8 protein-coding genes are annotated in these 14,105 nt (G+C 72.2%); 3 read left to right on the forward strand and 5 right to left on the reverse strand.

The genetic code is table 11. The annotated features are described in order from the left end of the window. Positions 1-3: 3 nt before the first annotated feature. From N1028_RS10895 to N1028_RS10910, 4 genes are read right to left on the reverse strand one after another with little or no spacing between them, the layout of a single operon-like run. Positions 4-6,000, reverse strand: a complete 5,997-nt coding sequence (locus N1028_RS10895; RefSeq protein ID WP_259528504.1) for an Ig-like domain-containing protein — start codon at positions 5,998-6,000, stop codon at positions 4-6. Next, positions 5,982-7,532, reverse strand: a complete 1,551-nt coding sequence (locus N1028_RS10900; protein ID WP_259528505.1) for a serine/threonine-protein kinase — start codon at positions 7,530-7,532, stop codon at positions 5,982-5,984. The genes N1028_RS10895 and N1028_RS10900 overlap by 19 nt, the downstream gene beginning before the upstream one ends. Before the next feature lie 6 nt (positions 7,533-7,538). Beyond that, the gene (locus N1028_RS10905) at positions 7,539-8,336 is read right to left on the reverse strand and encodes a PP2C family protein-serine/threonine phosphatase (RefSeq protein ID WP_259528506.1); all 798 of its coding nucleotides are present in this window, start codon (positions 8,334-8,336) and stop codon (positions 7,539-7,541) included. A gap of 31 nt (positions 8,337-8,367) precedes the next feature. After that, a complete protein-coding gene (locus N1028_RS10910; protein WP_259528507.1) occupies positions 8,368-9,423 on the reverse strand; it encodes an FHA domain-containing protein in 1,056 nt (351 codons plus the stop codon). A gap of 119 nt (positions 9,424-9,542) precedes the next feature. Here N1028_RS10910 and N1028_RS10915 point away from each other — a divergent pair, with 119 nt between their 5' ends. From N1028_RS10915 to N1028_RS10925, 3 genes are read left to right on the forward strand one after another with little or no spacing between them, the layout of a single operon-like run. Continuing rightward, a complete protein-coding gene (locus N1028_RS10915) occupies positions 9,543-10,013 on the forward strand; it encodes an Lrp/AsnC family transcriptional regulator (RefSeq protein WP_259528512.1) in 471 nt (156 codons plus the stop codon). Continuing rightward, positions 10,010-11,431 carry an aspartate aminotransferase family protein gene (locus N1028_RS10920; RefSeq protein WP_259528515.1) on the forward strand — a complete coding sequence of 474 codons (1,422 nt, stop codon included), beginning with the start codon at positions 10,010-10,012 and terminating at the stop codon, positions 11,429-11,431. Before N1028_RS10915 ends, N1028_RS10920 begins: the two co-directional genes overlap by 4 nt. A gap of 14 nt (positions 11,432-11,445) precedes the next feature. Continuing rightward, on the forward strand, positions 11,446-12,852 hold the full coding sequence (locus N1028_RS10925) for an NAD(P)/FAD-dependent oxidoreductase (protein ID WP_259528518.1): 1,407 nt from the start codon (positions 11,446-11,448) through the stop codon (positions 12,850-12,852). Positions 12,853-12,902: 50 nt separating this feature from the next. Here N1028_RS10925 and N1028_RS10930 read toward each other — a convergent pair whose 3' ends face one another. Next, entirely contained in the window at positions 12,903-13,985 is a 1,083-nt protein-coding gene (locus N1028_RS10930) for a DUF4192 family protein (protein ID WP_259528520.1), read from the reverse strand. Positions 13,986-14,105 lie beyond the last annotated feature (120 nt).

Below are 14,105 nucleotides of genomic sequence, written 5' to 3' on the forward strand. Positions count from 1 at the left end.
CCGTTAGCCAAAGTACACAAACTCGTAGCCTCCGAGGCTCAGCTGGAGCCACGCGTCCTCGCCCTGCGGCGCGGGGGCGGGCGGGGTGCACGTGGTGCCGATCACGACGCCGGAACCCGATTCGGGCGTGGGTGGGGCGGCGGCCGTGGAGCCGCAGCTGTACTCGGGCACGAGCGAGCCGTTGGGCGGATCGGAGAGCCAGCTCCAGCTCGTGCCGTCATAGACGGGCGCCGATCCGAACTCGAACGTGAGCGACGGGGCGGGCGCTGTGAGGGGCGCCGAGTAGGGCGTGCACACCTCGATGCCACTCGCGAGATCGCAGACCCGCACGGCGTAGCGGTAGGCCTCGCCGAACGCCCCGTTCGTGACCGCACGCGGGAACCCTCCCAGGGTGAACGACTGAGCGGAACCGACGGGAGCACCACCCGCGTCGACCTGCTGCACCCAGTAGCGCGGCGAGGTGACGGGCGAGGTGGTGGGCACCGACCGCAGCTGCAGGTCGACGATCGCACCCTGCTGAACCATCGAGGAATCGATCCGGCTCGTGTCGACGACCCCCGGGCTCGGCACCGTCATGGCCGAGACCACGGCGGAGGGCGTGCACCCGGCGGCGTTGTAGCCCCACACCACGAACGGGTAGCTCGTGTCGACCGCGGTGAGCCCGGAGAAGACCGCGGAGCGCGCGCCCTGGCCGAGGTCGAGCTGCTCCACGACGGCGCCGCCGGTCGAGGGAGCGACCACTCGGCCCGGCGCCGGAGTCGTGACCGTGCACGCCTGCGCACCGCCCGGCGCCGCAGTCGTGCCTGGTGTGAGCCGCTGCACGAAGTAGCCGGCCACGGCGTCTCCGTTGCCCGGGAACTCCGCCCAGCTGAGCGTGACGGTGCCGGCCGGCAGGCCGCCGCCGGTGACCGCGGTGACCGTCGACGAGGCGGGGGCGCCGAACGGGGTCGCCGTGGCCGACGACGACGCCCAGACCGCGAGCGCCGGGAAGGCGTCGTTGCGCGCGGTCACCGTGACGGTGGCCGGCGAGCCGTTGGTGAGACCGCGCACGACGCTCGAGCAGCCGGCCCCGTCGCATCCGGCGCCTGCCGCATCGACCGTCTCGACGAGGCTGCCGCCCGCGCTCACGTCGTACTGCCGCACCGGCGATCCGCCCGCCCCCACGGCGGCGGGAGACCACCGCACCTCGAGGGCGCCGTCGCGCGGGGCGAGCTGCAGCGCGCCGGGAGCGGTGGGGAGGAGATCCGACCAGATCGGCGAGGCGTAGGCCGTGGGCTCGGAGACGCCGATGTTGTTCGTCGCCGTGACGCCGATCGTGACGGCTTCACCCGGACCGTTCCCCGGGGTGCGCACGGCGCAGCGCGTGCTCGCGCACGCGGTGCTCACGGTGCCGCCCGAGACGGAGCGGGCCGTGGCCGTGAAGCCCGTGATGGATGAGTTGTTCGAAGCGCCCGGCGAGAACACGACGTCGACCGAGCGGTCGCCGAAGCCCGTGACCGCCAGCCCGCCGACGGGGCCCGGCCGGTCCTGCACCGCGATCCGGACCGTGCCCCACGCGGCCCGCTGCGGATCGCGCGTGGCGTCGAGCACCTGGTACTGCACGGCCACGTCGGAGGGCGGGGCGTCGGCCGCCGCCGTGATGCGCAGCTGACGCCGGTCGGCGCTCGGGGTGACGGTGAGACCGGCCGGCAACGAGCCGGTGTCGACCCCGCGCACCGCGGTGACCGTGAGGGGCGACTCGGGGAACGGATTCGTGGCTTCGTCGTTGGCGAGCACGTCGATGGTCGTGGTGGTGCCGCGCGGCGCGATGACCGTGTCGTCGGCGGGCACCGTGACAGGCCGGGTCGAGGCGACCACGGTGAGCGAGATCCGCCCCGGCTTGCCGGCCGTGCTGCCGCTGGACACGCCGATCGAGAGCGCCCCCGTGGTGCCCAGGCGCGCATCCGGATCAGCGGTGATCGTGAGCTGCTGACCGAGCAGCACCGTGCCGAAGCCCGCCGAGCGTGGTTCGAGCAGCTGGAAGGCGAGGTCGCCTGCACCGGAGGTCGAGGTGGTGAGCTTCGCGAGGTCGACCACGCGCCGGGCCCCCGGCTCGACCTCGAGCACCGCACCCGCGAAGACCGGCGGCTGGTTCTCGCGCGGGGTGACCGTGATGGGCAGCACGAGGGTGGCGGTGCGAGCGTCGGGCCCCGTGCCGTCGGCGACCTCGAACGAGATCGAGGCCGGGCCGAAGTACCCCTCGGAACTGCGGTAGACGAGGGTGCCCGCACCCGAGGTCAGCGCCCCGCCGTCGGCGTGGGTGGCGCGCACCGAATTGGGGTCGGCGATCACGACGTCGTCTCCGCCGATCGCCACGACCTGCTCGGCGAGCGGGATGCGCAGGGCGCGCCCTGACTCGACGCTCAGTCGGGGAGCGCCCTTGCGCAGCTGGGGCAGGGCGTCGTCCTGACCCGGCACCCAGATGAAGCCGGTCGACCGCACGTCGGGATCGTCGGGGTGGGCGAGGGTGAAGGGGATGACCTGACGCTCCGGCCGCACCGAGACCCGCACCTCGCCGCCGACGACCTCGGCCACGCGGGCGTAGGCCGGGAGCACCGAGAGCCACAGCTCGCCGGCGCCGCCCTCCGCGAAGAAGACGTTCTCGCGCACGTCGACGTCGACCGTGTCGGAGTCGAGGATGTCGCTCAGCGTGAGCACGGTGTCGCTCACGAGCGGCCGCGCGAGCGGGGCGTCGGGGCGGACGTCGACGGTGGCGAAGCTCGAACCGGTGCCGCCTCGCTCGTTGGCGACCGTGTAGAGGAAGCCGTAGCGGCCGGGTTCGGCCGGGGTCTCCACCGAGAGCATGCCGCCCTCGACGACCGTCGCGACGGCGGCGGGCCCCGAGCCGTCGCCGAGCGGCTCGACGGCGGTCACGGTGAGGGCGGAGCCCTCGGGATCGGAGTCGTTCTCGAGCACCCGCACAAGCACCGACTTGCCGGGCCGCACGAGCACCTCGTCGGGCGCTGCCACCGGGTTCCGCGCCCCCTCGGCGCGTGCGCCGACGCCCACCCGCACGGTGCCGGTGGCCCGCGCTCCGAGACGGTCGACCACGGTGTAACCGAAGGTGTCGGTGCCCGTGGAGTAGTCCCCTGCCGTGTAGTCGATCCAGTCGCTGCCGCTGTCGGCCACGGCGCCCTTCTCGGGCACCGAGTCGATGCCGACGAACTGCACGGAATCGCCGTCGGGGTCGATCCCGGCCACCGGGACCGGGATGCGCACGGTCTCGCCGGCGACGACCCTGGCGGTGACGAGAGGGGGGACGGGAGCGGCGTTCACGGTGGGATCGGCCTCACGCACGCTCATGGTCACTGTGGCGGTCGACCACTGTCCGTCCGGGGCGTCGACGCGGTACTCGGCCGTGAAGTCGCCCGGGGTCGACGGTGCCAGGTAGCGCAGCACACTGCCCGAGGTGAAGAGCAGCCCGGCGTCGGCGGCGAGCGGGCGCACGAGGTCGGCATTGAGGCTCAGGGCGTCGCCGTCCGGCTGCGAGTCGTTGGCGAGCACGGGGATGTCGACCACGTCGCCCACCCGAACCGACGCGGAGTCGGCGGTCGCGACGGGCGGCTGACGCACGGCGGGCTCGGGGATCTCCACGACACCGACAGAGCCGGATGCCTCGGCCAGGCCGTTCGTGATGGTGTACGTCACCGAGAGGCCGCCGGTCTCGAGCGGGCGCGTGAGGGTGATTCGGAGGAGCCTCTGCTCGATCACCTCCACCCGGAGGCCTTCGGCGCCGGCTCCGGCGACCGGGGCGGCTGCGGTGACCATGAGCACCCCACCGGCCGGGTCGAAGTCGCTCGCCAGCACGTCGACGTCGACGCTCGAGTTCTGGCGGGCGAAGGCGGCGTGCGGCACGGTGACCGGGCGCGTGCTGGCATCCGGCGGCAGTTCGGCGATGACCCGGATGACACCGGACGCGGTCTTCGAACCGTCCGACACGGCGTAGTCGACGAGCCCCTCCCCCACCGTGTCGGCGGTGATCCGCAGCGTGCCGCCGGCGTAGTCGGGCGCGAGACCGTAGCCCTCGTGGGCGGGCACCCCGGCGAGCCGGAGGCCGCTGCCCCCGCCTGTGACGTGGGCGAGCGGATCGACCTCGAGCTCCTGCCCCACGTGCACGAACGCCACGAAGCCCTCGGCCCTGAGCGGCACGTCGGCGGCCTCGTGCACCCCCACGACCACGGTGCCCGCGGTCGAGGAGACACCGTCGCTCACCGTGACCGAGACCTCCTTCTGCCCCGTGCCCTGACCGGAGTCGGTGAAGGTGAGCACGCCCTCCGGCGTGAACGAGACGGCATCGGGCGAGGCCGTGCTCGCCTGCAGGAGGTAGAAGGCGTCGCCGTCGGGATCGAACCAGTCGGCGCGGATGTCCACCTCGCCCCGGCCGCCGAGCGCCACGTCGAGCCTCGGTGTGGTGCTCTGCACGGGAGCGGAGTTCTCCGCGTCGGCCCGCACCTGCACGCGCACCGTCGCGTCGTCGGTGCCGCCTCTGCCGTCCGAGATCGTGTAGGCGAAGGCGACCTCGCCCGAGGCCTCCGGGGGCAGCGTGATCTGCAGCTGCTGGGAGTCGGCGATGGCGTCGACGGTCCAGCCGGCATCCGGGGCGACGACCGTGCCGTCGATGACGACCACGTCGCCATTGGGGTCGTAGTCGTTCAGCAGCACGGGGAGCACCGTCGTGCGGCCGGGGCGGGCGCCGAGCTCGTCGTCGCCGGCCACGGGCGGGCGCTGGGCGGGGTCGGTCTCGACGGGCTCGTCGGTCACCACGTCGTCCGACTCCTCGTCGGCCGGCGGCTCGGGCAGGAGCTCCTCCCAGCCGTCGATGAGGGCGTTCTGCCGCGTGACGTCCCACGCGCGGCCCGTCACGCGATCGGAGAGCAGCACGCCGCCGGCTCCGTCGGTGCGGAACACGAGCTCGTCGCCGCTCGCGGAGGCCTCGCGGGTGGACTCGACTCCGGCGTCCGCCCCGGCACCGGCCTCGTTCTCGTCGCCGACCGGGACCCCGTCGCACCTGGCCCACGACCGGCCGTCGGTCCACGCGGCGTACCAGCACCCCTCGACCTGCACAGGGCCGACGCTCGTGCCGGAGTGCCCCTCGGAACGGGTGCTCGCGATGCCGTCGGCGAGGGACACCTCGAGGAGGGCGCCGCCCGTGGCGAGCAGCACGGATCCCCCCGCGGCGGAGGGCCGCTGCAGCCAGACGCCGTCGTCGGCGCCCACGCTTCCGGACAGGTCGAAGTCGCCCTCACGGGTGAACAGACGCCGCTCGTCGTGGTCGTAGACCACCCACCTGTCGCCCACGGCGGTGAGCGAGAGCCGGTCCCCGGGTTCCGCGTCGATGGTCTCGCCGGTGGGGGCGCCGGATGCCGGATCCGCACGAGTGAACACCGAACCGGTCGCCGACGACACGGCGAACAGGCTCCCCGTGCTGCCGAGCAGTGCGCTCCCGCCCGCACCGAGCGTGAGATCGGGGGCCGACTGGGGATCGAAGGCCGCGAGCGCCGCAGGATCGGCTACCCAGACGTCTCCCGACGTGGTCGAGGAGAGCACGGCCACACCATCGCCGAGCTCCACCGTCGCGTCGCCGATAGGAAGGGAGAAGGTGTCGGACACCTCGGCGTTCGCCGTGTCGACGAGCCGCGCCTCACCACCCCCGAGGTCGCTCACCACGACGGTCTGGCCCCGCTGCGCCACATCGAGTGAGCCCGATTCCATCCGCACGGCGGCATTGAGAAGCCCCACCTGCGGATTGGCCCGGCCCGCCGCCTGGTGCAGATCGCTCGTGAGCCACACCGCGCCATCGTCGAGCTCCACCTTCTGAGCCGTGTAGCCGGTCGAGACGAAGGCCGTGGTGGCCACGACCGCCACGAGCGCGGCGCTCGAGACGAGAGTGGTGACGAGGGAACGGCGGCCGCGCAGCCAGGCTCCCGCACCGGAGCGCGAGATCATCCGGGTGCTGCGCATTTCTCCGAGCTGGCCTCGCCCGTGGTGCCGGAGCGCACCACGGCGACCGTGATGCAGACGGAGGAGTCTCCCGAGGGGAACGCGGCGAACTCACGCCCTCGCTGCATCGAGTCGGCTCCGCCCTCGGTGCTCACGAGGTAGCCGTCACCCTGCTCGAGCCCGGGGTCGTCCCAGCTGAAGAGGATACGGCCGCCTGTCGTGACCGCCGTGATCTCACCGACGCGCGGGATGGAGGGATCGGACTGACCGAGGGCGAACAGAGTGATGCCGATACCGGCGAGAAGCGCGGCTCCCGCCACGACCGCCGTGACGACGATGGTGCGCCGACGGCCGGCTCGGAGGCCACCGGTACCGCGGCGCCCGGCTGCGGCCGGACCGCGGGACGTGGTGCCCGCGGCGGCCCGGGCGCCGTTCACGCGTGTGCGATCGGACGATTCGAGCGCCGTGCGGGAGACGGCGGCGGAGTCGGTGGAACGCCCGTGGTGGCCGGGAGCCGAGCCGTCGGAGGATCCTGGGCCGGGCGCCGCGCTCGAGCCCGCGGGCCGGCGGGCCCGGCGTGCCCGCCCTCCGGCCGCCACCCCCTTCTCCGTGGCCGACGTCGTCGCGCCCGAGTGCAGCACGGTGCGCTCGTCGTCATCGCGCACGTAGCCGCTCGCCCACTCCGCCATCGCGATGTCGGCCGAGGTCTGCCCGAGACCGAGCTCGGTCTCGACCGCCTGCAGCTCGCGCAGCAGCTCGAGCGCCGAAGCCGGCCGCTCCCCCGGCTTCTTCGACAGGGCGCCGGCAAGCACCCGCTCGAGCGAGGCGGGCACATCGTGGCGCCCGATCGCCGGGAGCCGGGACTTCACGATGCGCCGCGCCAGATCGCCGGGCGCCGACTTCGTGCCGGCCTCCTCGAAGGGCGAACGACCGGCGAGGAGCGAGTACAGGGTGGCCGCGAGAGCCCACACCTCGGAGGCCACGGTGCCCTGCGTCTCCTCCGCCACCACCTCCGGCGCCGACCAGGGGATGGACAGGCCCACCGCCTCGGCGGCCGCTGATCCGCGCGTCGTCGACGAGATGCCGAAGTCCGAGAGCACGGGGGCGCCGTAGGCCGTGAGCAGGATGTTGGAGGGCTTGACGTCGCGATGCAGGATGCCCTGCTGGTGTGCGGTGTGGAGGGCTCCCCCGATCTTGACGCCGATGCGGAGCACCTCGGCCACGGGGAGGGGCTGCCTCCGGTAGCTCTGGCCGAGGGAGGAGGAGCACAGCTCCATGACGAGGTAGGGCCGGCCGTCGGAGGAGACCCCGGCCTCGTAGACCGTGAGGATGGACGGATGCGCGCTGAGGGTGGCCATGAGGTCGGCCTCCACCTGGAACATGCGACGCACCTGGTCGTTGACGACCTCGGGCAGCATGACCTTGACCGCCACCTGACGGCGAGGCATGTTCTGCTCGAACAGGAAGACGTCGGCGAACCCGCCCGCACCGAGCACCCGCACCGGGGTGAAACCCGGGAGCGGCGGGGGTGCCGAGGGGAGACGCCTGGCCATCGGGCCTCAGTTCCGGCCGGCGCCGTCGTCGGTCTCGACGTCGAGCACGACGACCGTCACGTTGTCGCGCCCACCGTTGGCGAGCGCTGCCGTGACGAGCTCCCTGGCGGCGGCCTCGGCCCCGGGCGTGGTGGAGAGGTAGTGCCGGATGCCGAAGTCGGTCAGCTCCTTGGTGAGACCGTCGGAGCAGACGAGGATGCGCTGGCCGGCGACCACGGGGATGGTCGAGTAGTCGGGGATGGGCTTCTCGTGGAAGCCGACCGCACGCGTGATGACGTTGCTGTCGGGGTGGTGCTCGGCCTGCTCGCGGCTGAGCAGCCCCGCGTCGATGAGCTCCTGCACCACGGAGTGGTCGATGGTGAGCTGCTGGAGTTCTCCGTCGTGATAGAGGTAGACGCGCGAGTCGCCGATGTTGAACACCAGCCACGCCAGGTCGTCGTCGATCTCGGCGAGCGCCACTCCCGTGACGGTGGTGCCGGTGCCGAGCACCGACTCGTCTCCCACCTTGTCGATGTCGGTGAGCGCTCTGGCGAGCGCATCCTCGAGGGAGTCGGCGTCGGTGACGGCCTCGGCGATCTCGCCGAGGCGCTCGACCACGGCCGCACTCGCCACGTCACCCGCCGAGTGCCCGCCCATGCCGTCGGCGACCGCGAAGACCGGCACGTCCGATATCGAGCTGTCCTCGTTGCCCGCCCGCTTGTTGCCCTTGTCGCTGAGCGCGGCCCAGGACAGCGTGACGCGGCGGGGATGCGCGCCCTCGCGCGTCACGCTCACGCGCGCGCTCGTTCGACCGATCTGGGTCACGTGACCAACTCCTGACAGCTTTCCGGGAATCCTAAGCGGTGATCCCGGTGTTTCCCCGGTCTCGCGACGAGATGTGGATAACGTTTCCGTCGCCGATTTCGACGATAGCCGACCCGCTCGCCACGAACGAATCTCCCTGCCGCAGCCGCACCGGCGCCGAGCCCTGCTGACGCACGACGGTGCCGTTGGTGGAGCGGAGATCGGTGATCACCACCGCGCGGCCGCTGAGGGCTATCTCGACGTGGTTGGACGACACCTGCTTCGTGGGCGACTCGACCGCGAGAAGGTGCTGCGGGAGGGCCGTGGGTGCGCGGCGCTCGCGGGGCCGGCGGCCGATCACGACCGATCCGGTGAGCTCGACAGGGTCTCGTCCGTCGATGCGGAGGGAGTAGGTGGTGGTGGGTGCCGGTGCGGCTTCGGGTGCGGGGGCGGCTTCGGGTGCGGGGGCGGCTTCGGCTGCCGGTGCGGCGTCGGGCGCCGCCGCTGCGGGGGGCGGCGGTGCGGGGGGCGGCGGTGCGGGCGAGGTCGAGGGCGTTCGGACCACGGTGTCGTCGTGGTCGCCCGTGTCGGTGTCGGAGGCGCCCGCACCAGCGGCCGGCGTCAGCAGCTCGGCATCGGCGACCCACACCACGCGCGAGACGTGCACGGCACCGCTCTCGAGCGGGCGGGCATCGTCCGGCAGCTGCGGCGACGACTCGGGCACCGGGGGGAGGGCGCCGAGCGTCACTCCCACCACGTCGGTGAACTCGGCGAGCGCCCACGGCTCGGCCCCGCGCGATCCGAAGCGACGGGCGCCGCCGATCGAGAGCAGGTCGGCCGCGGCCGCGCCGCGGACGACCCCGGTCACCCGCTGGATCCGCGCGTCTCCCGGCTCCTCGAACCGCAGCACGGCGAAGGAGGCAACGGCCTCGGCACCACGCACGGGGACGGCAGACACGATCGACTCGATCACGGGGGCGCCGTGGAGAGAAGAGCGGATGCGCGCGGCGACATCCGCCGGAACGGCGGCGGGTACGAGAACGAGAGCGGGCCACTCCGCTAGGAGGAGCCACTCCCCCTGACCCGCCACGACGCGCAGTGCACCCATGACGACACGCTATCGCTACCGGATGACCCGTGAGGCGGAGTGCTGTTTTCGGCACTCGGCAGGCTCTGCTGCTACGGAATCACTTGCCGAAGGCCGATTCGCATGACAGGATCGGAGCCATGAGCAGCAGCAAGTCACGCCCGCCCGGACTCGACGACACCTCCAAGGCGATCATCGAGCAGCTGCAGGACGACGGCCGCCGCTCGTACGCCGAGATCGGGAAGGCCGTCGGGCTGAGCGAGGCCGCCGTGCGTCAGCGCGTGCAGAAGCTCACCGACGCGGGGGTGATGCAGATCGTCGCCGTGACGGATCCGCTGCAGCTCGGCTTCTACCGCCAGGCGATGATCGGCCTCAAGGTGGCGGGCGACACCCGCCTCGTGGCCGACGCCCTTGCGCGGATGCCCGCGGTCGACTACGTGGTGCTCACGGCCGGCACCTTCGACATCCTCGCCGAAGTCGTCTGCGAAGACGACGACGACCTCATCGCCCTGCTCAACTCCGAGATCCGGAAGCTCGAGGGCGTGCTCGCCACCGAAACATTCGTCTATTTGAAGCTGCACAAGCAGCTCTACAACTGGGGTACACGATGACAACCACCGAACAGCCCGTCTCCTCCTCCCAGGCTCGGGCGAACCGCACCGAGGCCGAGCTGCAGGCGATGGCCAAGGACCACCTCTGGATGCACTTCTCCCGCCAGTCCGTGATGGAGTCCGGCGCCGGCGTCCCGATCATCACCAAGGGCGAGGGCCACCACATCTGGGACTCCACGGGCAAGAAGTACATCGACGGCCTCTCCGGGTTGTTCGTGGTGAACGCCGGCCACGGCCGACGGCGCCTCGCCGAGGTAGCCGCCAAGCAGGCCGAGGAGCTCGCGTTCTTCCCGATCTGGTCGTACGCCCACCCCTCCGCCATCGAGCTGGCCGACCGGCTCGCCGACCTCGCGCCCGGCGACCTCAACCGCGTGTTCTTCTCCACCGGAGGCGGCGAGGCGGTCGAGACAGCCTTCAAGCTGGCGAAGTACTACTGGAAGCTGCAGGGCCGACCCACCAAGCACAAGGTGATCTCCCGAGCCGTCGCCTACCACGGCACCCCCCAGGGCGCCCTCGCCATCACCGGCATCCCCGCCATGAAGGAGATGTTCGAGCCCGTCACCCCCGGTGGCTTCCGCGTGCCCAACACCAACTACTACCGGGCGAAGGAGATGGGCTTCGAGGGCACCGAGGAGGCCTTCGGCCTGTGGGCCGCCAACCGGATCGAGGAGATGATCCAGTTCGAGGGCCCCGAGACCGTCGCCGCCGTGTTCCTCGAGCCCGTGCAGAACTCCGGCGGCTGCTTCCCGCCGCCTCCCGGCTACTTCCAGCGTGTGCGCGAGATCTGCGACCAGTACGACGTGCTCCTCGTGAGCGACGAGGTCATCTGCGCGTTCGGCCGCATCGGCAACTACTTCGCCTGCGACACCTACGGATTCGAGCCCGACATGATCACGTGCGCCAAGGCGATGACGAGCGGCTATTCGCCGATCGGCGCCACCATCGTCAACGAGCGCGTCTACGAGCCGTTCAAGCACGGCCAGACCGCGTTCTACCACGGCTACACCTTCGCCGGTCACCCGGTGTCGGCCGCCGTGGCCCTCGAGAACCTCGACATCTTCGAGGAGGAGGGCCTCAACGCGCATGTGCGGGAGAACTCCCCTCTGTTCCGCCAGACGCTCGAGAAGCTGACCGACCTCCCCATCGTCGGCGACGTGCGCGGCGACGGCTACTTCTTCGGCATCGAGCTCGTGAAGGACAAGGCGACCCGCGAGACCTTCGACGACGACGAGTCCGAGCGACTGCTCCGCGGCTTCCTCTCGAAGGCGCTGTTCGACGCCGGCCTCTACTGCCGCGCCGACGACCGGGGCGACCCCGTCATCCAGCTCGCTCCTCCGCTCACGATAGGTGCGAGCGAGTTCGACGAGATCGAGCAGATCCTCCGCGGCGTGCTCACCGAGGCCTGGACGAGGCTCTAGGGGCTCCGCACAGCATGAGCGAGCACCGCGACACCTCCTTCTGGTTCGACTCCCTGGCGCGCTCCGGCGCCGACGACCTGGCGCCCCGCCCGCCGCTCATGGGCGACGTGAGCACAGGCGTGTGCATCGTGGGCGGTGGATTGACCGGGCTGTGGACGGCTTACTACCTCAAGAAGGCCGACCCGACGCTCTCGATCACCGTGCTGGAGAAGCACATCGCCGGGCACGGTGCCTCGGGCCGGAACGGGGGCTGGTGCTCCGCGCTCTTCCCCAAGTCGACCTCCGGGCTCCGCCGCCTCTACGGCGACGACGCCGCCCGCGACCTCCGCTCGGCGATGACCGACACCGTCGACGAGGTGGGGCGGGTGAGTGCCGAGGAGGGCATCGACTGCGACTTCGTGAAGGGCGGCACCCTCACCTTCGCCCGGGACACGGTGCAGCGCTCGGCCGCCGTGGAAGAGGTCGACGCGGCGCGGGCCTTCGGCGTCGACCCGCTCGAGCTCGTGACGCCCTCGACGCACGACGACGCGCGAGCGAGGGCCCTCGCCGCCACGTCGTCGCTGGCCGCGGGCTTCGATCCCTCGTGCGCCCGCCTGCACCCGGCCAAGCTCGTGCGGGGGCTCGCCCGCGTGGTAGAGGCACTCGGCGTCGTCATCGCCGAGCAGACGGAGGCCGTGGAGTGGGCACCGCATCAGGTGCTCTACAGCGGCGCCGGCGGTGAAGGGCTCGTCGAGTGCGATCAGGTCGTGCTCGCACTGGAGGGCTACGGCGCGCGCCTGCCGGGCATCGGCCGGCGCATCATGCCGCTCTACTCGCTCATGATCGCCACCGAGCCGCTGCCGGCCGAGCTGTGGGACGAGCTCGGGATCGAGCACGGCACGACCTTCTCCGACTACCGGCACCTGCTCGTCTACGGCCAACGCACCGCCGACGACCGGATCGCCTTCGGCGGCCGCGGCGCCCGCTACCACTGGGGCTCCTCGATCAGGCCGGGTCACGACCGCGAGGAGCGCGTGTTCACGCACCTCGAGCGCACGCTGTTCGACCTCTTCCCGGCTGCACGCGGCACGGCCATCAGTCACCGCTGGGGCGGCCCGCTCGGCGTTCCGCGCGACTGGCACGCGACCGCGAGCTACAACCCGCGCACGCAGGTCGCCTACGCCGGCGGCTACGTGGGCGACGGTCTCAGCACGACCAACCTCGCCGGCCGCACCCTGGCCGATCTCATCACGGGGCGAAGCACCGCCCTCACCCGGTTGCCGTGGGTGAACCACCTCTCGCCGAAGTGGGAGCCCGAGCCACTGCGCTTCGTGGGCGCCAACCTCGGCCTCGTGGGCACGAGCGCCGCCGACGTGGAGGAGTCGGTCACCGGCCGACGCTCGATCACGGCACGTCTGCTCGCACCCCTCACCGGTCACTGAGCAGCAGCGGAGCACGACCGGCGCATCACACGGCGAGATGGCGACGGAACTCATCGCGCACCGCACCAGTCGGGCAGACGGCCCGAGTCGACCACGCGCCGGAACAGCCGGGCCAGCACGTAGTCGGGCTCGACCGCAGCGCACGCGTCGAGGTAGCCCGCGGCCGCCGAGCCCCGGCCCCGGCTCCACTCCAGCCAGGCGAGCAGCACGAGCGGCGGCGGCGCGAGCGAGGCCGGAGCCGCCTCGACCACGCGGCGCAGCACATCGATCGACCGGCGCACCCGTGCCTCGTCCGGCCCTTCGGAACCGCGACCGATGAACGTGGCCAGCACCGTCGGCGGCTCGGCGCCGACCGACCAGGACCGCGGCGGAACAGGCGACTCGAGGCTCTCGGCCAGCATGCGGTAGGCGGCATCCGGGCCCCACGCGGCCAGCATGAGCACGCAGTCGCGGGTGAGCTTGTGGCGGAGCGACCACGCCAGGCGGATGGTCGCGGGATCGGACTCCAGCAGGGCGTCGTCGGCGATGGCCGCCGACCACGACTCGAGGTCGCTCAGCAGATCACGCTCCGGGTCGTGCGGCTCCTCTTCGGCCAGCACCGCCAGGGCCGCCGCCTGCCGGGCGGGGGTCGAGGCCGGTATGGGCACGAAGCGGCCGTGATGCGGGTCTGGGTCGGCGAGCTGCATCTCCGGCCCGGCTGAGGCCAGCGCGATCCAGCGCAGTTCGCGCCCCGGGTTGCAATCGACCGCGGGCAGAGCGGCCCAGTGGTTGCTCGTGACAAGGCAGGCCTCGTGCGCGACCCGGCCCGCGAGCACGAGGCGCGCGGTCACCGTCTCGACCGCCCGCCTGGCCACAGGGCCCTCCCCGTAGCCGACGATGTCGAACCCGGTGGCCGCCGCCATGCGCCCCACCATCCCCTCCACCGCCTCGGCGAGGGCATCGAGCAGCTCCTCCCCGGGAAAGTCGTGCAGCCGCGGCAGATCGACGCGCAGGACCGCGAACGACCTTCGCCGTCGGCGGACGCGGAGGGCGATCGAGTCGGACGGGCGGTAGCCGAGCACCGTCTCGATGTCTCGGAGGAGGGCGGGCAGCGCGACGGTGCGCACTCGGGGTGGGGCTGTGATCGTGGTCATGCGCCCAGTGTCGCGAATGCGGAGAGGTGGGCGGAGACGGTCGATCCGATCTGTGGAGACCCACTCGGCGCATCCGCTCTGTGGAGGAGAAGCCAGGCTCGAACCCGCGCAGCAGAACCC

The sequence above is a fragment of the Herbiconiux oxytropis genome, from assembly GCF_024979315.1.
Lineage (GTDB): Bacteria > Actinomycetota > Actinomycetes > Actinomycetales > Microbacteriaceae > Herbiconiux > Herbiconiux oxytropis.

Excerpts from the sequence above, each read along its gene's own strand:
- N1028_RS10895 (WP_259528504.1), bottom strand. The coding sequence starts at position 6,000 with ATGCGCAGCACCCGGATGATCTCGCGCTCCGGTGCGGGAGCCTGGCTG.
- N1028_RS10900 (WP_259528505.1), bottom strand. The coding sequence starts at position 7,532 with ATGGCCAGGCGTCTCCCCTCGGCACCCCCGCCGCTCCCGGGTTTCACC.
- N1028_RS10910 (WP_259528507.1), bottom strand. The coding sequence starts at position 9,423 with ATGGGTGCACTGCGCGTCGTGGCGGGTCAGGGGGAGTGGCTCCTCCTA.
- N1028_RS10915 (WP_259528512.1), top strand. The coding sequence starts at position 9,543 with ATGAGCAGCAGCAAGTCACGCCCGCCCGGACTCGACGACACCTCCAAG.
- N1028_RS10920 (WP_259528515.1), top strand. The coding sequence starts at position 10,010 with ATGACAACCACCGAACAGCCCGTCTCCTCCTCCCAGGCTCGGGCGAAC.
- N1028_RS10925 (WP_259528518.1), top strand. The coding sequence starts at position 11,446 with ATGAGCGAGCACCGCGACACCTCCTTCTGGTTCGACTCCCTGGCGCGC.
- N1028_RS10930 (WP_259528520.1), bottom strand. The coding sequence starts at position 13,985 with ATGACCACGATCACAGCCCCACCCCGAGTGCGCACCGTCGCGCTGCCC.